The sequence below is a fragment of the Streptomyces sp. NPDC059443 genome (assembly GCF_042750105.1).
Lineage (GTDB): Bacteria > Actinomycetota > Actinomycetes > Streptomycetales > Streptomycetaceae > Streptomyces.
In genome coordinates, this window is sequence record NZ_JBHYVM010000006.1 from 256369 (window position 1) to 276892 (window position 20524).

At 68.2% G+C, this 20524-nt stretch carries 12 protein-coding genes; 4 read left to right on the plus strand and 8 right to left on the minus strand.

Features of this window, described 5'->3' with window-relative positions; genetic code table 11:
* Positions 1 to 73 precede the first annotated feature (73 nt).
* Entirely contained in the window at positions 74 to 1180 is a 1107-nt protein-coding gene (locus ACFXDJ_RS08635) for a hypothetical protein (protein WP_384650601.1), read from the plus strand.
* Between the two features lie 86 nt (positions 1181 to 1266).
* Here ACFXDJ_RS08635 and ACFXDJ_RS08640 read toward each other — a convergent pair whose 3' ends face one another.
* Together ACFXDJ_RS08640 and ACFXDJ_RS08645 are read right to left on the minus strand one after the other, a co-directional pair.
* On the minus strand, positions 1267 to 5541 hold the full coding sequence (locus ACFXDJ_RS08640) for a ricin-type beta-trefoil lectin domain protein (RefSeq protein ID WP_384650599.1): 4275 nt from the start codon (positions 5539 to 5541) through the stop codon (positions 1267 to 1269).
* Positions 5542 to 5881: 340 nt separating this feature from the next.
* Positions 5882 to 6169, minus strand: a complete 288-nt coding sequence (locus ACFXDJ_RS08645) for a hypothetical protein (protein WP_384650597.1) — start codon at positions 6167 to 6169, stop codon at positions 5882 to 5884.
* Between the two features lie 160 nt (positions 6170 to 6329).
* On the opposite strand from ACFXDJ_RS08645, the gene ACFXDJ_RS08650 reads away from it, so the two are divergent.
* Together ACFXDJ_RS08650 and ACFXDJ_RS08655 are read left to right on the plus strand one after the other, a co-directional pair.
* Positions 6330 to 13130, plus strand: a complete 6801-nt coding sequence (locus ACFXDJ_RS08650) for a polymorphic toxin-type HINT domain-containing protein (protein ID WP_384650595.1) — start codon at positions 6330 to 6332, stop codon at positions 13128 to 13130.
* Complete coding sequence (locus tag ACFXDJ_RS08655) at positions 13130 to 13576, plus strand: DUF6896 domain-containing protein (protein ID WP_384848489.1); 447 nt, start codon at positions 13130 to 13132, stop codon at positions 13574 to 13576. Before ACFXDJ_RS08650 ends, ACFXDJ_RS08655 begins: the two co-directional genes overlap by 1 nt.
* 113 nt (positions 13577 to 13689) lie before the next feature.
* Here the strand turns inward: ACFXDJ_RS08655 and ACFXDJ_RS08660 are convergent, their stop codons facing one another.
* From ACFXDJ_RS08660 to ACFXDJ_RS08685, 6 genes are all read right to left on the minus strand, one after another.
* The gene (locus tag ACFXDJ_RS08660; protein WP_384650592.1) at positions 13690 to 14997 is read right to left on the minus strand and encodes a tyrosine-type recombinase/integrase; all 1308 of its coding nucleotides are present in this window, start codon (positions 14995 to 14997) and stop codon (positions 13690 to 13692) included.
* Positions 14997 to 15224: a helix-turn-helix domain-containing protein gene (locus tag ACFXDJ_RS08665; protein ID WP_384650590.1), complete on the minus strand. Its 228-nt coding sequence runs from the start codon at positions 15222 to 15224 to the stop codon at positions 14997 to 14999. The genes ACFXDJ_RS08660 and ACFXDJ_RS08665 overlap by 1 nt, the downstream gene beginning before the upstream one ends.
* A complete protein-coding gene (locus ACFXDJ_RS08670; RefSeq protein ID WP_384650588.1) occupies positions 15224 to 16669 on the minus strand; it encodes a replication initiator in 1446 nt (481 codons plus the stop codon). The genes ACFXDJ_RS08665 and ACFXDJ_RS08670 overlap by 1 nt, the downstream gene beginning before the upstream one ends.
* A 151-nt stretch (positions 16670 to 16820) precedes the next feature.
* Positions 16821 to 17558, minus strand: coding sequence for a DUF2637 domain-containing protein (locus ACFXDJ_RS08675; RefSeq protein WP_384650586.1), 738 nt, complete (start codon positions 17556 to 17558; stop codon positions 16821 to 16823).
* A 39-nt stretch (positions 17559 to 17597) separates the two neighbouring features.
* A complete protein-coding gene (locus tag ACFXDJ_RS08680; RefSeq protein ID WP_384650584.1) occupies positions 17598 to 19013 on the minus strand; it encodes a cell division protein FtsK in 1416 nt (471 codons plus the stop codon).
* Complete coding sequence (locus tag ACFXDJ_RS08685; RefSeq protein WP_384650582.1) at positions 19010 to 19336, minus strand: hypothetical protein; 327 nt, start codon at positions 19334 to 19336, stop codon at positions 19010 to 19012. The genes ACFXDJ_RS08680 and ACFXDJ_RS08685 overlap by 4 nt, the downstream gene beginning before the upstream one ends.
* A 179-nt stretch (positions 19337 to 19515) precedes the next feature.
* On the opposite strand from ACFXDJ_RS08685, the gene ACFXDJ_RS08690 reads away from it, so the two are divergent.
* On the plus strand, positions 19516 to 20364 hold the full coding sequence (locus ACFXDJ_RS08690; RefSeq protein WP_384650580.1) for a GntR family transcriptional regulator: 849 nt from the start codon (positions 19516 to 19518) through the stop codon (positions 20362 to 20364).
* Positions 20365 to 20524: the final 160 nt, after the last annotated feature.

The window sequence follows — 20524 nt, forward strand, 5'->3', positions numbered from 1 at the left end:
CCCCCGCTCCCCCTCCTCTCCTCTCCCCTTCCCGTATTGGCGTTCGCGCGGGTGGGTCTGGTTCGCTGGGGGCATGGACATTTTGTGGTTCCTGATCGCGGTGTGCCTGATCCTGGCCGCCTTCGGACCGTATATGCGGCGCAGGCGGGGCGGCCTGCGCCAGGTCGCACCGGGCAGCCCCGACGCCGCCGACCCCGCGGACTACGGATTCGTCCTCCAGGAGGAGCTCGACGTCCGGATCCCCGGCCCCGACCAGGACCTGATGGACGCCCTCTCCAACGTCCGGAGCACCGGGCAGTGGCAGGCCGCCTCGCAGCTGCTGGCCGGCACCCCGAAGGAGGGCGAGGTGCGCTGGCAGCGCGTGCAGGCCTTCGCCGGTTCGGCGGCGCTGGAGCTCTCCCAGGAGCCGGGGGCCGGCGCGCAGTGGCTGAAGGCGTGGCGGCTGGAGTCCCCGAAGGACGCGGGCGGCGCGCAGGTGCACGCTGAGCTGCTGGCACAGCAGATGTTCAGGCGTCCGCAGGGCATGAGCGAAGCAGACGTCCGGATCATCGCGGAGGAGGCCCGGGAGTCCTGTCACAAGGCCGCGCTGCTGGCCCCGGGCGACCCGGTCCCGTACATCATCGAGCTGGCGGTCGCCCGGGTGATGCACTACTCGGAGCCCGAGTACGACGCCCTGTGGGCGAAGATCATCGACCGGGCGCCGCAGCACATGGGCGCGCATCTGGCCGCGCTGAACTACTGGTGCGAGAAGTGGCACGGCTCCCGCGAGAAGGCCGACGCCTTCACCCACTACGCGGCGGCCCGCGCCCCGCAGGGCTCCCTGCTGGCGGCGCTGCCCCTCTTCGCCCTCTACGAGCACATCCCCGACGTGGTCCTGATCCGCAGCTTCCACCAGAGCGCGGCCGTGACCCGGGCGGTGGAGGGCGCGCTGTACGCGGTCCACAGCGCGCGCCCCGACGACCCGATGCTGGCGCACGTACGCCACCTGCTCCTCCTCTTCCTCGTCGGCGGCGAACGCTGGGCGGAGGCGATGGAGCAGGTCCGCCACGTGGACGGCTACGTGGGCGCCCTCCCCTGGTCGGCCGACCCCGACCCGGCGGCCTCGTACGCGGTCTACCGCGCGCTGGCGGTGGCGGGCTACGAAGCGAACGGCGGCTCCCCGGCAACGCTGCCGCACTGACCCGCCCGCAACGACAAACGGCGACGGCCGCCCCTTCCTTCGCAGGAGGGGGCGGCCGTCGTCACACGGTGTCCGGTGCCGCTGAGTCAGGGAGCCGGGTTGAAACCCGGCACGGGCAGCGGCGCGGTGGCCAGGGAGCTGATGGACCAGAGCTGCGCGTCGGTCCGGTTGCAGTCCCAGAGCTGGAGCTGGCGACCCGGGGTCGTGTCGAAGTCGTTGAGGTCCACGCAGCGGCCGGAGGCCGGGTTGTAGATCGAACCGTCGGCGCGGGGCAGGAACTGCTGCGCCGGGTGGTTGTGGCAGGTGAAGATCTGGAGCGGGGTGCCGTTGGCGGTACCCGCGTTGGTCGCGTCCAGGCACATCCCCTGGACGCGGAGGGTGCCGTCGGCCCGCACCTCGAACTGCTGGGCGGAGGTCGCGTTGCAGGTCCAGATTTGGATCTTGTTGTTGTCTACGGGCAGCTCGTTGTCGTTGTCCATGCAGGAGCCCGGGGCGGTTGCGAGCGACACCTTGGTGGCGGCCGCCTCGGGGGCGGTGGGGGCCGCGGCGTAGGGGTAGACGGCGAAGTTGCTGATGCCGCCGACGAAGGTGCCGAAGTAGTCCGGCTGTCCGTTGACCTTGTACCGGCCGAGGACGAGCGGGCCGCTGGGAGCCACGCCGGTGGTGGCCGCGTGGTTGCCGCTGGCGCCGAGGACGCCGTTGACGTAGAGGTTCATCAGGCCGGTGTCGGCGTTGTAGACGGCCGTCAGACGGGTCCAGGTGTTGGGAGTGAACCGGGCCGCTTCATTGGCGCTGTCGGACCAGTCGTACTGCCAGCCGTCCGTGTCGCCCTTGGCCAGCGCGAACCGCCACGTGTGGGTGGCCGCGGAGGCGTAGAGGGTGAAGGCGCTGTTGCGGGTGTTGTCCTGGCTGGCGATCAGCCCGCCGTTCGGGCCGGCCTTGGCCCAGGTGGTGATGGTGAAGCTCTTGCGGGTGTCGACGACGGGGCCGCTGGCGGTGATCGTCTCCTGAGCGCCGTTGAACGCCGCGTACGACGCGCTCCGGCCTTCGATGGATTCGGTGGGCCAGGTGATGCCGGCGACCGTGGCCGGGTACTTGTTGCCGCCGGCGCTGGGGGTGGTGCTGCCGGTCTGGCCGGTCAGCGTCCACTGGGCGGTGGGGGTGTTGAGGTTGCCCTGGCGGGTCGGGGTCTGATCGATGCCGGTGACGGTGGGGTAGAGGACGGTGGTGCCGTTGGGGGCGGTGCCCACGCCGTTGAAGGAGACGAGCTGCTGGGTGGTGTCGACGGCCCAGAGGTCGGGGATGCCGTCACCGGTGAGGTCGCCGTCGGAGCCGACGCGGGGGTAGCGGGTGGGGTCGATCTTGCCGGCGATGAGGCCGGCGGCGGGGTCGGTGAACCCGGTGAGGACGGGGGCGTCGGCGGTGCCGGTGATGCTGAAGGCGTGCAGGGTGCCGTCCGTCCTGGAGCGCGCCCAGAGGGTGGGCATGTTGGTGCCTTGGGCCCGGCCGGGGGCGATCAGCTCGTAGCCGTCCCAGCGGGTGTCGTTGGCCGAGAGCAGGATCGCCTGGGCATCTACCTGGTTGATGCGGCCGGCCGGGGCGAGCCAGAGGCGGCCGTTCTCAACGAAGAGGAGGGAGGTCGGAGGCAGGTTGGTGTCGCCACCGGGGTTGCTGTCTCCGGTGACAGAGCCGAAGGCGGCGATCTGGGTGACCTTGGACCAGTCGGTGCCCAAGGCGTAGGTGGAGCAGGTGATGGGGGTGAAGTCGGGTGTGGCGCAGGCGGTGGGCTTGGCCACCTTGATGGCCGCCTGGCCATCGACCAGTCCTGTACCACTGTTGGTGAAGTTGTAGAGGTTGGGCTTGCCGGGTTCGTGGGCGAGGAGGTCGTCGACGTTCTTGCTGCCGAGGCTGCCGCGGTGGGTGAGCTGGATGTTGTTCCAGCCGTTGCCGCTGACGCTGGAGCGGGCGAGGGCGACGGGGGAGGCTGCGGGGTCGCCGCCGCCGTTGATCTGGCGGATGTTGCCGGCGGCGTCGGCGAGGACGACGTCGGCCTTCTTGTCGCCGTTGATGTCACCGAAGATCGGCGCGGGGCTGTTCGGGTTCGACGGGACGTAGTAGCTGTAGGCGACGGGCTGGGACATGTTGCCCGCGTTGTCCTGCGTCTGCAGGTAGAGGTAGTTGGTGCCCCAGGCCTGCGGGGTGTACTTCACGGTGGTCGTGCCGCCGGGCAGGCTCTTGATGATCCGCGGGTCGGTGTCGGTGCAGTTCCAGTCGGATGCTGCCTTGACCGGGTCGGTGGTCCAGCGGGCGCAGGCCAGGCCGGAGCTGCGGGTACTGCCGTTGGTCGGAAGGTTGTCCGCACCGGCGAGGGTGAAGACGCCCTCCTCACCCACGCGCTTGGGGTGACCGCCCGTAGTGCCGGACGCTGGGAAGTCGGTCGAGGTCACGGCCGCAGACGGTGACGTCTGGTCGACGAGGAAGTAGCACCGCTCGCTGTCGGCGCTCCACAGCGTGTCGTCCTGGGTGTTCGCGAACCAGTAGTACTTGTGCCCGTCTACCAGGCCCCAGAAGGAGCCCCTGGCATCGCCGGAGGCGCTGTTCCAGCCAGTGGTGACCTGCTTGGTGCTGTTGTTGTCGTCCTCGTCCACGAGGGCGAAGTTCGTCTGGAGCTGACGCCCGGTGCGCGAGTTGGTCGCGACGGTCATCGAGACGCTGGAGTTGAAGCCGATCCAGCCCGGATTGTCCCAGGCGTTGGCCGTGCCCGGGGTGCGACAGGCGGAGTAGGAATTGGTGTCGGCGAAGCCGGGTGTAGGACTGGTGCGAAGGTTGTCGACGGTGGGACGGATGTCGTACGTCACGACGATGTGCGGGGTGTTGCTGAACCGCTGCCGATAGAGCTTTTCTTGTTCGTTGTCCGGCACGAGGCCGAAGATGAAGGCGTACCAGCCTTGCGCGGCAGCACTCTTCATCTGGTTCGTGACGTCGTACTGGATCTCGCCGGTGCCCGAACTGTTATAACTGCCTATCTTCGCGCAACCGCCCATGAGCGAATCTTTGTCGCACGGCTGACTGGACCAGCTCGTGGGGTTCGAGAGGACCTTTGAGCTCAGGTAGAGCCCCATCGGCGTGACCGTACTGGGGCTGGAGGAGGAGACGACGGTGGCGTAGAGCCGGGCGTCGAGAACCTCGGTGCCATAGATGTTCGAGTTGATCCCGATCTGGAAGTACGCGCGCTCGCGGCCCTTGCGAGCGCAGGACGAGTAGCCGCAGTAGCCGGATGCCGGGGTGTCCTGGCCGTCCGAGGTTCCGTTGAACTCGTTGGTGCCGGGATACGCCTCCTGGACCTGGGCCCAGGCCTGGTTGGCATTGTCCAAGGAGGGGTTGACGCCCGGGTCGATGTACCAGGGACCGGTGCCCTGGCCGAGCACGGAGGCGTCGGGGGTCAGGTCGATGCCGGTGGAGTCCGCCGAGACGGCAATCGGCTTGACGGCGGCGCCGCCACCGGGGCCGTCGGCACTGGAGGCGGCGGGCCGGTCGGCGGCGGGCGGTGCGGCGTCCGTGCCTGCGGCCGCGCTCAGGCTCGCCGACTTGCCCGCCTTCGCGCCCTGCGGAGCTGGGGCAGCGGCGGGGACCGCGGCCTCCGCCGAGTCCCACATGAAGGACGTGGGGCTGGAGAAGCGGGCCTTGCCCTGGGCGTCCTTGAAGGTGATGTTGCCCGCGGCGTCGGTGGTGGTGTTCAGCCCGGTGGCCTCCACGCCGAGGCGGATCTTCTTCAAGGCCGGGTTGGCAGCGGCCGCGGCCGTACGCACGATCAGGACCTGCCTCCAGCCGCCGAGCTGGGTGGCCGTCAGGCGCAGGTCGAGATCGGGCAGGACGTTCTCGTAGAGCGCGTCATTGCCGTCGAGCTTCGGCTTGGGCAGCTCGAAGGGCGCCTTGAAGGCCAGCTTCTTGCCGTCGCCCGTGGCCATCGTGGCCATCGGCCCGGTACCGCCGCCGGAGATGCTGAGCGGGGAGGGCACGACGGCCGGGGACAACGTGCCATCGGCGTTCACACGCAGCGTCGTATCGATCGCCCGCCAGGACCCGTCGGCCTGCCGCACCCGTTCCGGAGCGGCGCCGGCCTCGGTGGTGAGCGTCCCGCCCGGGTTCGCGAAAGTCTGCGAGTTCCCCGTAGTCAGGTGACCGACGGCCACCCTCTTGCCCATGTCCTTGGCCGAGGCCAGCGCCGCGTCCAGGTCCTTCTGCTCTGCGGTGGGTACGGGCTTGGGCGCGGGCGTGGCCGGGGAGGCCGCGACGGCATTCGGGGCGGTTAACAGCCCGACCCCGAGGGACAGGACGACGGCTCCAACCAAGGGGAGCATGGCGGCCGTGGACGCCCTCCGACGGCGGAGGGCCCCGGACCTGGGGTCGAGTGGTGAGGGTGATGGCCTCATGGGCAGAGGTCCTCGCTATGCGCGTCGGTGAACTGAGGTCACGCGCACGCTCCTTAGTCTCCGCAAATCTGTCAACAGTTTGTTGGATTGAGATGTCCAGTTCACGCCATGAAGAACCACATTGCCCGGCGGGTGACATTGGTCATGCAAAGGAATGTTGAGAAATTCCTGTACGAATAGATCACCTCCTCTAGGGTGCGCAGAATCTGAACTCGATCACTTCCGGATCGAATTGCTCCGTTTCCTGTGGGGGGATTTTGTTTTCTCGTCAAAATGGCTTGTTTTCGCGCGTACGCGCGAAACGGCCACGCGTCGCGATGGTCGCCGTGTTTGCGGTGCTCATCTCCGGCCTGGGTTTACCCGCGGCCGAAGCGGCGGCGAAGCCGCCGAAGGTGTGGGTGCCGCCGAATACGGCGCTCCCGCAGACCAAGCCCGTAAAGGGCTCGAATGCCAAGCCGGCCAATGCCAAGGCACCTGCGGGTAAGCCGTGGAGTCCGGATGCGAAGGCCAAAGTTCCGGCCGGTTCGGCGACTGTTCCGCTCCATTCGGCCAGCAAATCGCAGACTGTAGCTGGAGCAAAGCCTGTTCAGGCTGGTGAGCTGCCGGTATGGCTCTCCGCCGGTACAGGTGCGAACCCTTCGGCGAAGCTTTCCGAGCTCGCGGTCGCGCCTGCCGACGGTGTCGGCGACTCGGGTGAGGGTTCGCTGCGGGTTGAGGTGAAGGACGAGGCGAAGACGCGTGCGGCTGGTGTCGGGGGCGCCCTCGTCGCGCTGACGGATGCGGCGGGTTCGGCTGCTTCGGGGAAGGTCCAGGTCGGCTTCGACCTCTCCGCGTGGGCGAAGACGACCGGTGCGAACTGGGGTGACCGTGCGCGTGTGGTGCGACTGCCCGACTGCGCCCTGACCACACCGGGCGCGGCCGGCTGCACGGCCCGCACGCCGGTCGCGTCCCACAAGGATGCGTCGGGCCGTCTGGTGGCGGAGGTCGACGCTCCCAAGTCGGTTGCGGCCACTCCGAGTCTGCTGAAGTCTTCGGCGGGTGCACAGTCGGCTCCCGCGGCGGCACCTCAGGTGCTGGCGCCGCAGGCGGTGGCGCTCGCGGTGGAGCCGGGTCCGTCGGGTGCGAGCGGTGACTTCACCGCGACTCCGCTGGCACCGTCCGCTTCGTGGCAGTCCGGTTCGAACGCGGCGAACTTCACCTACGGCTACACGGTGGAGGTTCCCTCCTCCATCGCCGGACCGGGTCCCAGTGTGGGCCTGGGCTACGACTCCTCCTCGATCGACGGCCGCACGGCGTCGACGAACGCGCAGGCCAGTGGGTTCGGTGAGGGCTGGGACTGGAGCCCGGGCTCCATCTCCCGCTCGTACAAGGGCTGCAAGGACGCGGGGATCGCCGGCTCGGGTGACGAGTGCTGGGCGGGTGACATCCTGTCGCTCAGCCTTGCGGGTCATGTGGGTCAGATCGTCCGTGACGACACGACCTGCGTCTACCACCTCAAGGGTGAGGACGGCACGAAGATCGAGCGCCTGACCGGGCAGCGCAATGCCGCTTGGAAGGGTGAGGGCTTCAAGGTCACCACGACCGACGGCACCCAGTACTACTTCGGCGCCAACCGCCTCCCCGGCGGTGACGGCACGGACCCCGAAGCCAAGTCCGTCTCGACGGTCCCCGTCTACTTCAACAGCGGTCAGGACAAGTGCCTCGGCGCTGACACCCCCGCCAACGGGACGTGGCAACAGCTGGGCTGGCAGTGGAACCTCGACTACGTCGTGGACCCGCACCAGAACCTGGCCACCTACCGCTACGAGCAGGAGGACAACTACTACGGGCGGGGCGGCGGCCAGAACAACGGCACCGGCACGTCCACGAAGTACCAGCGCGGCTCCTACCCGACCTGGATCGGCTACGGCCAGCGCCTGCCCGAGCAGATCGCCGCGAAGGGCACGGCCAAGCCGGCCGCCCAGATCACGATCACCAACGCCGAGCGCTGCGTCGCGGCAGGTGCGATCACGTGTGATCCCGCTCAGCGTGTGAAGGCGAACGCGAAGTCGTGGCCGGACACTCCGATCGACCAGGAGTGCGCGGCCACCGGTCAGTGCCTGAACCTCTCGCCTACGTACTTCACGACGAAGAAGTTCCCGCAGATCTACACCGAGGTGTGGACGGGCACGGCATGGACGAAGGTCGACACCTACGATCTGACGCAGTCGTTCCAGGATCCGGGTGACGGCACGTCCCCGACCCTGTGGCTCGACAAGATCGAGCGGACCGGCTCGAACGGCAAGACCGCGATCAAGCTGCCTGCCGTCTCCTTCCAGGCGACCCAGTTCCCCAACCGCGTGGACGGTGTCGTCAGGCGCCCGGACGGTACGGACGCCTCGGCTCCGAGCTACCGCCGTCCGCGTATTCAGACGATCACCACCGAGACCGGTGGCCAGATCAACGTCGCCTACAAGGCCCCTGAGTGCTCGCGTCTCGCGGGGACGATGCCGTCCTCCGAGGACGGCAACACGATGGCCTGCATGCCGGTCAAGTGGTACCTGCCCGGCCAGTCCTTCGCCGACCCGGTCAACGACTGGTTCAACAAGGTGATCGTCCAGTCCGTCACCCAGCAGGACAAGGTCGGCGGCCAGGTCTCCACGGTCACCGACTACGAGTACGGCGGCGGCATCGCCTGGCACCGCAACGACTCCGAGTTCACCGACCCCAAGACCCGCACCTGGGACCAGTTCCGCGGCTACGCCACCGTCACCACCCGCACGGGCAGTGGCAACGCGAGCGAGGCCCCACGCACCAAGAGCGTCACGACGTACCTGCGCGGCATGGACGGCGACGTCCTCGCCAACGGCTCCACGCGCAGCGTGAACGTTCCCGACGCGCAGGGCGGCAGCATCAAGGACGAAGAAGTCCTCTCGGGCTTCGTCCGCCAGAGCGAAACCTACGACCGTGACGGCGGAAGCGTCATCGCGGACGAGGTCACCACGCCGTGGATCGGCCCGGTCACCGCGACCCGCGCCCAGTCCGCGGGCATGCCCGCGATCACGGCCCGCGCGGTGAACACAGCGAAGGTCACCAGCCGCGCGAAGCTTGCGAGCGGTGCGTGGCGCACGGGCGAGCGGTCGTCGACGTACGACAGTACGCTCACGACGCGTCCGCTCCAGGTCGACGACAACAGTGACATCTCGCGCACGGACCAGCGTCTGTGCACCACCTTCGAGTACCCGACCGGCCCCGGCGGGGCGGTCGCCGAACTCGCCTCCCGCACCCTGGTCATATCTGGAGTCTGTGGTCAGATCCCGACTGCGGCCAATACCGTCGGTGACACCCGTTCGTACTTCGACGGTCTGCCCTACGGGCAGGTCGGAGCGACCGCCGACGGCACGGGCACCGAGGTCCTGGAGAAGTACGACACGGCGGGCAAGCCTGTCTACCGCCTCAATTCCACCTCCACCTACGACGCCTACGGCCGCGTCACCAGCAACACCAACAAGGTCCGTACCGACGCCACCCACCCCGGCGGCGCCGTCACCACGACCGCTTACACCCCGGCAACGGGTGTTCTGCCGAGCTCGGTGACGCACACCAACCCGTTGGGCTGGAAGTCGACCACCACCCTCGACATCGGCCGCTCGAAGCCGGTGAAGACCACCGACGAGAACAACCACGTCGCCGAGCGTACGTATGACGCGCTCGGGCGGGTCGTGCAGATCTGGCAGCCCGGTCAGGACTCCACGAAGGACCTGCCGGTCCGCCAGTTCTCGTACACGATGAACGGCACGAACGCGCCGTCCACCGTTCTGAGCCAGGCGCTCATGAACGACAATTCCTACACCTCCAGCTACTCCATCTACGACGGCCTCGGCCGGGTTCGGCAGACCCAGGCCACGCCCCCTTCGGGCGTGGCAGGCCGCATGATCACGGACGCGCTGTTCGACTCCCACGGCTGGCAGACCAAGACCAGCGCCGCCTACTACACCGACCAGGGCTCGCCCTCCGCCGCGGTCTTCCTGCCCAACGGCGGCGTCCAGCCCGACAGCAAGATCCCTGCCCAGACCGTCCAGGTCTTCGACGGCCTCGGCCGGGTCACCGACTCCATTGCCCAGTCCTTCGGCGTGGAGCAGTCCCGCTCCAAGACCGAATACCCGGGCGCCGACGAGGTCCGCCAGACCCCGCCGACTGGCGGGTTCGCCACGTCCAAGATCACCAACGGCCTCACCTCGGTCCTGCGCCAGTACAAGGCGAACACCCCCACGGGCGCTTACGACGAGACGACCTATCTGTCCAACAGCCAGGGGCAGGAGCTGTCACGGAAGGACTCCGCCGGCAACGAGTGGACCTTCACCTACGACCTCCTCGGCCGCGTGGTCAAGACCACCGACCCGGACGCGGGCACCGGTACCACGGTCTACGACGACAGTAAGAACCTCGTCACCAGCACGGACGCCCGGGGCAAGAGCGCAACCTCGGTGGCTGACCTCCTCGGCCGCACCCTGGCGACGTACGAAGGCACGGCCGTAGACCCGGCCAAGCAGGTCGGCGCCTTCACCTACGACACCAAGGCCCTGGGCAAGCCCGACACCACCACCCGCTACGTGGGCGGCAAAACGGGCAGCGCCTACGTCTCCGAGATCACTGGTTACGACGGCGGCTACCGCCCCCTCGGCACCAAGGTCACCATCCCGGCCGTCGAAAAGGAACTGGCCGGCACCTACCAGACGACCAACACCTACGACGCCTACGGGCAGCTGCAGACCACCGCCCTGCCCGGCATTCCCAACGCCGGACTCGGCGTCGAAACCCTGGCCTTCGGCAGCGATATCGCGGGCAACTTCACCTCGCTCGACGGCAAGATCGGGTTCACCCGGACCCCGTACGTCGTGGACATGCGCTACGACCCCTACGGCCGGGCCATCCGTACCACCGTCGGCAAAACCGGCAAGCAGGTCGTCTCCACGACCGACTACGACGCCGGCACCGGCCGCCCCGTCCGCTCCACGCTGGACAAGCAGACGGCCACGACCGCGAGCGTCGACGTCCTGGACTACACCTACAACCAGGTCGGCCAGCTGACCTCGATCGGTGACACCCAGGACGGCGCCACCCGTGACCTGCAGTGCTTCATGCACGACTACCTGGGACGGCTGACCCAGGCCTGGACCGACACCGGCACCCAGACCACCGCCCCCCAGCCCAGCGTCCGCGGCATCGGCAGCTGCACCAACAGCACCGGCCCGGCGGTCGACGGCACCGGGAAGCCCAGCGTGGGCGGACCGGCCCCGTACTGGCAGCAGTACACCTACGACAACCTCGGCAACCGCAAGACGCTGGTCAAGAAGGACGTCACCGGCAACGCCTCCAAGGACACGACGGTCACCCAGACCTTCGGCACCGGCCCCAACACCCCCTCGTCCGACCCGAAGACGGGTGGCGGCACCGGCGGCCCGCACGCCCTGATGACCTCCACGGAAACCAGCACCGCGGGCACGAAGGTCACCTCCTACACCTACGACGCATCCGGCAACACCGCCTCCGTCACCAGCACTCCCGGCACCAAGGCTCTGACCTGGAACGGCCAGGGCAAGCTCGACAAGATAGTCGGCACCGGTGAGAGCGCCGGCACCAGCTACCTCTACGACACCGGCGGCAACCAGCTCATCCGCCGCGACCCCACCAGCACCACCCTCAGCCTCGGCACCGACCAGATCACCCTGGACACCGCCAGCGGCAAGGTCTCCAACGTCCGCACCTACGCCGCCCCCGGCGGCCTCTCCATCACCCGCACCACCAACACCACCAGCGGCTCCACGCTCACCTACCAGAGCTCGGACCACCACGGCACGGGCGGCGTCCAGTTCAACGCCGTCGACCTCAGCCACATCCGCCGCGCGAGCGACCCGTTCGGAAACGAACGCGGCACCCAGCCCGCCCCCGGCGCCTGGGCCGGAGACAAGGGCTTCATCGGCGGCACCAAGGAGAAAGCCACCGGCTTCACCCTCCTCGGCGCCCGCGAATACGACCCCACCACGGGCCGCTTCATCAGCCCCGACCCCATCATCGACGCCGGCGACCCACAACAGTGGAACGCCTACGCCTACTCCAACAACAGCCCCGTCAACGCATCAGACCCAAGTGGCCGTCTCGGGTGCGAGGACGCGGAAGACTGCGCCAACAAGCGTGTCAGCAACGCCGGTCGGAGTGCGGTCGTCGCCTCCGAGGCGGGTACAGAACCGTCCAGCGCGGAGCTGGTCGAGAACAACCGCAAGGTCTCCGACGCCAAGAAGCAGCGCGACCAACTCATCGACGAAGTCGTCGACTTGGTCGCCGATCTGATCGGCTTCAACGACGCCCGCGACTGCTTCACCAAGGGCGACGCCATGGCCTGCATCAACACGGCCCTGAACTTCGTCCCCTGGGGCAAGCTCTTCAAGGCCGTCAAGATCGGCATCAAAGCCTTCAAGATCTACAAGGAAGTAAACAAGGCCTACGACGCCATCCATGCGGCGGAACGCGGAGCCGCGAGGGCCGCAGAGGCCTACAGCACGGCCAAGAGAGCGATGAAGGAAGCCCGCGCCGCCGAGGAAAAGGCAGCCAAGTCGGCATCCGAAAAAGCAGGTAAGGAATCTGCCGAGGACAGCGCGGGGACCGAAAGCAAACCCGCCAATGAAAGCGCGGACGCCGAGTCCAGCGGCGGGGCCTCCGAGTCCAGCCCCAGCACCTCCTGCCCGGCCGTGAAGACGAACAGCTTCCCCACGGGCGCTCAGGTCCAGATGGCTGACGGCACCACCAAGGCCATCCAGGACATCCGCATCGGCGACACCGTGTTGGCCACGGACCCCCAGACGGGCGAAACCCGCCCGAAGAAGGTCACCGCCACCATCACCACCCCCGACGACAAGGAATTCACCGACCTCACCCTCACCGACGAGGCCAGCCCTCGCGGCCCGCCGACAAAAATCACCTCGACATCTCATCACCCCTACTGGAGCGAAACCCGTCACCAGTGGATCGACGCCGGCGAACTCACCATCGGCGAACAGCTCCGCCAGCCCAACGGCACCACCCTCACAGTCAAGGCGACGCGCGATTACCCCTACGCCGTCACCACCCACAACCTCACCGTCGATGACTTCCACACGTACTATGTGCTGGCGGGCGCCACACCGGTCCTCGTTCACAACTGCGGAACCGCAGATCCTCACAGTCTCAAGCGAACCGAGGCGCTTTCCGGTAACGCATCCAAGCGGAACGTGGACAATCTGACGGCGTCCATGAAGGAAGGCGGCTGGCAGGGTGGTCCGATCAAGGTTGCGCAGCATAATGATGAGCTGTACATCCTGGACGGTCACCACCGTGTCGCAGCGGCCAAGCGTGCTGGGATTGATGTCCCCTATCAGGTCGTGCCGGAAGAGGAGCTGATCGCCCGCTACTCGGGCGGCATCGACGATGTGATTACCGCATGGGCTGAAGTGGGGCCCGATAAACTCGTGAACCGTCACAAGAGGCCGGGGTACAGATGATGAGCAACGCTTCCGCCGAGGTGACGGAGTATGTTGAGACCCTCGCTCGCGTTCAAGCGGAAGTCTTGAGAAGTCTCCCTGACCTGGGTTCGAGCCTGGCAGCGATCGTGAGGCGTGTGCGTACAGGCCAGCTGTCAAAGTCTGGATCAATCTCGGGTGGGATCGAGTACGCGGTACACGGAGACGGTTGCCTGTTTGTTTCGAGCGATGGTCAGGAAATCGATATCGATTTCCTTATCGACGGAACCCCTGTATTCGATTCGTGGCGGATTGAGAGATTCTCCGCGAGTCGGGGGATTGCCTCGAAAGTCACGGGAGATGAGTTGACCCAGGAGTGCCGTCTAATGGCTTCATCTGGGACTCTCGAAGAGGTCAGTGAAGGATGGTTCTCGGTGAAACCCGAGCAATCTACTGATGGTCGACTGATAGGCGATAGTCAAGGCTAACGCGGCGACCAAGTTGCAATAGAGCAGGTAATGCATGAGGCCCCACCGGTCGATCTTCCGGTGGGGCCTCTGGCGCGTGCTGGAGTGTCTGACGGCAGTAGTTGACGGCAACGTCAGCGGATGGGTGCTGCGCAGGGTGGCGGTTCGTCACGGTCGTCGAGTTGGCTGGTGGTCTCGTCGGAGCGCCGGAGGGCGCGGCCGAGGAGGTCGATGGCGTCGCGCTGGAGGCGGAGTCTGACGTGGGCGTAGACCGTGGCGGTGACGCCGATGTGCGCGTGCCCGAGGAGTTCCTTGATCACGACGAGTTCGACCCCCTGCTCCAGGAGGAGAGTGGCGGTGGAGTGCCGTAGGTCGTGGAAGCGAATCCGGCGGAGCCCTGCCAGATCGAGGAGGACGCGGAAGCTCCGATTGAGGTTCGCCGGATCGATCGGCCCTCCTGCCGGCGTACTGAAGACGAGGCCGTTGTCCCTCCAGTCCTCCGCTGCCGCCTCTCGTTCTCCTTCCTGTACCTCACGGTGTTCCTTGAATGAGTGGATGCACTCGCTGGGGAGGGCAATGCGTCGTTCGGATGCGCGGGTCTTGGTGGGCAGGACGGTGAGTCCGCCGGTCTGGGTCCGCTGGAGGGTGCGGCGAATGCTGGCAGTGCCTGCCTGGAGGTCGAGGTCTTCCCACTGAAGGCCGAGGAGTTCGCCCTTGCGGAGTCCGGTTCGGAGGGCGAGTTCGTACAGCGCGAACAGGCGGTGATTGCGGACAGCAGCGAGGAACTGTCGGGCTTCATCTGCCGTGAGCGGTTCGAACCGACGGGGGCGCGGCGTACCCGTGCGGACGTTGCGGGCGACATTGCGCGTGATCTCCTCCTCTCGGACGGCGTGCTCCAAGGCGGACTTGAGGACAGAGTGGATGTACGCCAGCGTCAGCGGGGAGAGCCGCTTGGAGCAGCACGCTCCGGCGGCGCAGCAACGGGGCTGGTCACGGGCGGCATCGATGCTGCGGGCGCAGCACTGGCAGGTGGTGCGGACCTGGTTGAGCCAGGTACGGACGTCTTTGGCGGTGAGCTTGGCGAGCTTCTTCTTGCCCAGGCCGGGGACGAGGTACTGCTTGACGCAGGCGGTGTATCGGGTGTGGGTGTTCTCGCGGAGCTGATGGACGGCGACTGCCTCCAGCCAGTACGTCAGGTACGCGCTGACACTGCCCTGCGCGGAGGGAATGGGAACGCCGCGGTTGCTGGAGACGATCTTCTCGGTGAGCTTGGCCAGGGCTTCCGCGCGGGTGGTGCCGTAGACGCGGATGCGCTTGCGGGTGTTGCCCGGGGCGAGTACGTAGCCAGCAGCTTCCCAGCGGCCGTCCTTGCGCTGGTAGACGGTCCCGTCGCCGTTGGCGCGGACGCGGCGGGAGGGGCTGGGGTCGCGGGGCGTGGTCATCAGGCGGCGGCTTCCTGGTCGAGTCGGGTGCGGATGAAGTCGGTGAGGGCGTGGGTGGGGATGCGGCGGGCGCGTCCGAGGGTGATCGAGGCAAGCTGCTGGGTCCGGAGTAGGTCGTAGACAGCGGAGCGGCCGAGCTGGAGGCGGGCCATGACCTGAGGCACGGTCAGCAGTTCGTGCGACGCACTCAGCGCCTTATGGGGCGCGGTGGGCTGGTATGAGGCCATCAGCAGCCCTCTTCCGCTACGAACTGTCGTTCCAGTTCCCTGCGGTGCCAGACGGCGGCAGCGAGGAATCCGGCGCCGGGGCTGTATCCCGATCCGTGGTAGGCCCAGTGGCCGACGACGAGGGTTGTCGTCGGGTCAGGCTCGGGCAGGCCGGCTTGGGCGCGGGCCTGCTCAGTGCGCCAGGCGCGGCGGGCGTCGCGTAGCGCGCCGAGGGTGATGGAGTAGCAGCGGGACTTGGTGGAGAAGTGGCCGCGGAAGCCGAGCATGTGCGCCCACTTCCAGAGCTTGAGGCCCGCGAATTCCGGGAGCTTGCCCAGCTCCCAGCAGGTGCGGATCATCTGCCGCACATGACGGGCGACCGCGAGCCGGGGCAGGGGCCGGGCCTGTCCGGTGCCGTTGCAGGCGGCGCACTGGAGCGGGGTTCCGTGGGGCAGCAGGGTGGCGCCGCGTCCCTGGCAGGGGCGGCAGAACAGTGCGCGGTCGAGGGTGCCGGAGGCGTCGGCGGATTTGGTGGCGTACTTGGCCACGTAGGCGGCGACGGCCTGGTCGGTCAGTTCGGCGTCGGTGCCGAAGGCGGCGATTTCGCGTACGTCGAGCTGTTCGCCCCAGGCGAGTTCGCGTTCCCCGATCGCGTCCGACACGACGGTTACACGGACGCGAGCGGCAGCAGCCCAGATGGCATCGGCGAGCAGGGTGACGGTGGCGGACGGAGGTGGGGGCTGGGTGCTGCCGTTGGGGCCGTCGAGCCGGATGACGGCGTGGAAGTGGGCCAGGCCGCGTTTCTGGTACTCGGCGACCTTGGCGAAGGAGACCCGCAGGACGGCGCGGGCGGCCTTCTGGGTGAGGCCGAGCCGGGCCGCGATCTCGCGGCGCAGGTAGATCGTGAAGCGGGCCCACAGAGCGGAGGCGTGGGCATTGAACAAGACCGCGCCGGCGTAGTCGTAGGTCTTCGGGTTCAGGGGTGTGCCCAGCAGCGCGTCAGTGGGTTCGTGGAGCTTGCCGCAGCGGCAGGGTCGGGGCCCGCCGTCCGTGTTGGTGGGGCGATTGTGGACGGGGCCGAAGGAGGGGGCGGTGAGGGTGGCGAAGACGCGGGGGTGGGTGCGGACCGTGTCGGGCACGGTCTTGCCGCCGGTCAGGCCGGCCCGGATGAGGTGGTAGGTGTCGGCGGCGTAGACGCGGGAGCAGGCCGGGCAGCGGGAGGAGCGGCGGTTGCCGCACGTGGTGAGCAGGGTGCCCGTGGGTTCGTCGGTCGTGGTGTAGGAGCGCAGTACCTCACCGGTCGTGGTGTCGACGGTGGTGGTGTGGCCGGTCAGGCGTACGGGTTCGGTGCAGCCGCCGAGGTGTTCGATCTGCTGGTGTGCGCGGTCGAAGTCGGGGTGGTTGACCAGGTGGAGCAGGTCCCGTATGGCGGGGCTTGCCACGTGGCGCAGGTCCAGGGTGACCATGTCGGGGCGTGTCCCTTCTGGCGGGTGGGTGGCCCCGAGCAGCAACCAGCCAGCGAGGGGGCGTGTTGGTGCTGCTCGGGGCATGACGAACCGGGCCCATCGGTGGGGCGGGGGTTCAGGTGGGGTGCTCCGGCCGACGGCCGGGGGAGGTTCAGAGGTGAGCGAGCACGGCGGTGGCCACTGGCAGGGCGACGCCCATGCGCATTGCCAGCTGGGCGGCGGTGATCGGCGCTCCGTGTTCCGCGTCGTGGTTGTCCGTGATGTGCCGGGCTGCGTCGAGGAGCGCGGCGGGCAGTGACGGACGGGAGCCGGTTACGGCCGTCTTGGTAGCAGAGGCCGGGGCGGGTGCGGGTGCCGCGATCACGGAGGGCACGACGGCCGGGGCCGAAACGGGCGTGGCGACGGGGAGCGGCTCGGGTGCCGGGTCGGGCTCCGGCTCAGTAACGGGGGAAGGGGTAGGGATGGACGTGGTGGCCTCCAGGCGTTGGGTGGCGGTGTGGAACTGGGCCAGGAAGGCCGGGCCGACGCGGCCCCAGCCCAGGAGCAGGAGCGGGGCGACGGTGTCCAGGCAGGCACGCCCGTAGTGGCCACTCAGCAGCGGTTCGGCGGTGTTCAGTGCGAGGGTGAGTACGCCGCACAGGTGTAGGAGTCGGGTGCCGGCCTTCAACTCATGTGCAGGGACGCCGCGCAGGGCCAGGAACCGTAGTGCGACCAGGAGCCCGACGACGGACAGGTCCACCATGGGGGCGATCAGCGGCGCGATCGGGCGCGGTACGCCGAGTCGCAGCGCGAGGGCCCATACGTTGCCGAAGGAGAAGACGAAGGCCAGGGCCGCGATAACTGCCATGACCATGGTCACCGTGTGGCGGGTGAATCGTTCCTCCGCCATGTGCGGGACCTCCTCTCGGGCGGGTGATTTTAGGAGCGCTCAGGACTTGGAAGGAGGGACAGGGCCGTCCGACTCGTCGTCGCCGGAGGCGGCCCAGCCGATCGAGTCGAGAAGTGCGTCCAGGCACATGGCCGGGTCGGCGGTCAGGTGGGCGGTGGCTTCCGCGACGCGGGCCGCGTCGGCGTCGGAGACGTACGGGGTGCGGATGCGGGTGTAGCCGGGTCGACCCTGCATCGCCATGACCGCGACGCCGACGTAGGCAGGGTCCTGCAAGGTCACGGGGCTGGCGTCCGGCCAGTTGCGGATGTCGTCACCCAGCGCGGCCACCGCGGCTTCCACCGTCTTCTGCGCGAACGACAGCCCGACCGGGCACACGTCGCGGATGAACGTCGGGAGGGCGTCGCCAGTGGTCTTCTGGCTGATCAAGATGACCAACATGCCGACGCTGCGGCCCTTCTTGACCAGGTCCTCCACCAAGCGGGCGTTCTCCGCCGTCAGCGCGGCCAGGCGCTTGGTCTCGGCATCGCTGCCCTTGTACTCGCGGAAGAACGTGTGCGCCTCATCGATGATCAGGACCGTCAGTGGCCATTCCGGCGAGGGGCCGATGTGCCACATGTTCTTCACACCCAGCACGTCACGGATCACCGAGGACCGCCGCCGACGCAGCTCTACCAGACGCCTGAACAGCGCGTTGGCTTCGTCGAGGTCGTCGCCGCAGAACGCGAACATCCGCTTGACGAGGTCGGCGTAGTCGCCCTCCGAGGCCCGTGACACCTTCCCGTCCGCAGTCGCGATCTGCACGGCAGGGGACGGTGCGAAGTCGCAGACGAACTTGTTGACCCCTGAGGTCTTACCCGCCCCCGGGGTGCCGGCCACGGTCACCCCGGGCACGTTGGCCAGGGAGACGCACACCTGGGCGGCGTACTCGTCCACGCCCAACTCCCAGCGAGTCAGGTCCGCGGGCGGGCGGCCGGTGGGCCGGTGTGCGGTCGGCGTGGTCAGAGGATCGGAGCGCACGCCCCGGATCACCACCCGTCCGGGTCCGTCCGGCAGCACGGAGACCCGCGTGCACCGCCAGGCATCCGCCAAGAATCGGGCCGCCTTCTGGTACTCCTCCAGCCCGACCTGCGGCAGGGTCTTGGCCCGCACGATCACGCCGAACCGGTCGGGCTTGACCTTGATCCGGGGCGTCAGCACCCGGGGCGCGGGGGTGGGGCCGTCCTTGGACGCGGTGATCTGGGCGAGCAGGCCCGGCGTCTTGTCGGTGACCGTCAGACCCGCCATCCGCGCCAACCGCACCCAGCTCCAGCGGACCCGGACAGCCTGCCGCATGCTGACCCGCGTGCCCTTATCGGCCCGCACGTACCTCACCACGACCAGCAGCAGCCACACTCCCAGCAGCGCCGCCGCGGCCATCAGCACCTCCGGCGCGTGATCGCCGACGAGGCCGGTCACTGGGCCGCCTCCACCGCGACCAGCTCCAGACGGGCGGCGCGGTAGGCGACACCGTCGGAGAGCTGCCCGTTGAAGATCCGCGCCCACGGGGTCGCGAACAGGTCCACCGGCCGCACCATCGCCCCGGGCTTGAGCCCGGCCACAAGGCCCGACTGCGGGACCGTGATCTTCATGATCTCGGCCCGGCCGTCCTCCATGAGCATCACGGTCACCGTGTAGAGCGACTCGCCGGTCTCCCGGTCGGTGGCGACCTCTCCGGTCTGCTGGTCCTTGATCTTCAGCACGGGCTCGGTGCCCGCGACGCACACCGCCGTCTTCAGCATGCCAACACGAATACGGACAGCCATGCCAATCACATCCCTTTTCGATGGAGCCGCTTGATCGACTCGGCATCACCTTAGCGCTACGGCGATACGGACGCAACGCTCGATTAGGCGGGACGGGCGATACGGTCGGTCGCGCGGCCGTATGCCGTAGGCGCTACGGACGGTACGGTTGGCCCATGACACTGCCCCTGGACGAGGACTCACGGCCCCCATACCTTCAGGCCGCTGAAGTGCTACGGGCCGCGATCGTCAGCGGCGAGCTCAAGCCGGGCGAGCAACTGCCCTCCGCGCGCCGGCTACAAGAGCGCTTCGGTGTCGCCAGCTCCACGGTCCAGAACGCGCTGCGTGTCCTCAGGCAGGAGGGGCTGGTCTTCTCCGTGCTCGGCAGGGGCAGCTATGTCTGCCTGCCCCTGGAAGAAGCGGGCGCTGACGGGCAGGGAGTCGAGGGGCGAGCGGATGAGAACTCCGTCGGCCCCGGGTGGCGTTCAGCCAGAGCAGAGGACAACCGCCCCCCGTTCGTGCGGACCGCGGACACCCTGCGCGAGGAGATCAAGGAAGGGATCTTTCCTCCGGGCAGCCAGCTCCCCTCGGCGCGAGAGTTGCAAGAGCGGTTCGGTATCGCCAACTCCACCGCCCAGAACGCTCTTCGCCTGCTGAAGAGTGAGGGGCTGATCTACGCGGTCAAGGGCCGCGGGGTCTTCGTCCGCACCGCCCCGACTCCCGGCAAGAGCTACGAGCCGAAGGTTGTCCAGTCCCTCCTGCGGGAGGAGGTCGAACGGCAGGCTCGGAGCACTGCCGGCGAGTTCGCGCACCTTTCCGACTCTGAACTCAAGACGCTTGCGGATGAGCATCGCGGCGAGCTCGACCGAGCCCGCGAGGCGTACCAGGAAGCAGTCAGCAAGGGCCGGAAGATCACCAGGGAACTAGCCCGCCGTGGCCAGCTTGGACCCCCTCTCCACGATGACCCGGCAGCCGCTCGCAAGGAGCTGGAGACCAAGCTCTCCCAGGCGAAGAAGCGCGGCTGACCCGAGGATACTTACGGGCTCAGTCGTCAACGCTGGGTGAGCTGTTCAGAGTTTCTTTACTTGATCAAGGCGGCCCGCTGACGCGGGCCGCGGGGGGGGGGGGGGGCGCGGGGGGGCGGCCCCCCCCCCCGCCGCCCCCCGCCCCGCCCCCCCGCGCCGC

Bases quoted from the DNA above. Each gene is read 5' to 3' on its own strand.
- ACFXDJ_RS08635 (WP_384650601.1), top strand. From the start codon at position 74: ATGGACATTTTGTGGTTCCTGATCGCGGTGTGCCTGATCCTGGCCGCC.
- ACFXDJ_RS08640 (WP_384650599.1), bottom strand. From the start codon at position 5,541: ATGCTCCCCTTGGTTGGAGCCGTCGTCCTGTCCCTCGGGGTCGGGCTG.
- ACFXDJ_RS08655 (WP_384848489.1), top strand. From the start codon at position 13,130: ATGAGCAACGCTTCCGCCGAGGTGACGGAGTATGTTGAGACCCTCGCT.
- ACFXDJ_RS08660 (WP_384650592.1), bottom strand. From the start codon at position 14,997: ATGACCACGCCCCGCGACCCCAGCCCCTCCCGCCGCGTCCGCGCCAAC.
- ACFXDJ_RS08665 (WP_384650590.1), bottom strand. From the start codon at position 15,224: ATGGCCTCATACCAGCCCACCGCGCCCCATAAGGCGCTGAGTGCGTCG.
- ACFXDJ_RS08670 (WP_384650588.1), bottom strand. From the start codon at position 16,669: ATGGTCACCCTGGACCTGCGCCACGTGGCAAGCCCCGCCATACGGGAC.
- ACFXDJ_RS08675 (WP_384650586.1), bottom strand. From the start codon at position 17,558: ATGGCGGAGGAACGATTCACCCGCCACACGGTGACCATGGTCATGGCA.
- ACFXDJ_RS08685 (WP_384650582.1), bottom strand. From the start codon at position 19,336: ATGCTGAAGACGGCGGTGTGCGTCGCGGGCACCGAGCCCGTGCTGAAG.
- ACFXDJ_RS08690 (WP_384650580.1), top strand. From the start codon at position 19,516: ATGACACTGCCCCTGGACGAGGACTCACGGCCCCCATACCTTCAGGCC.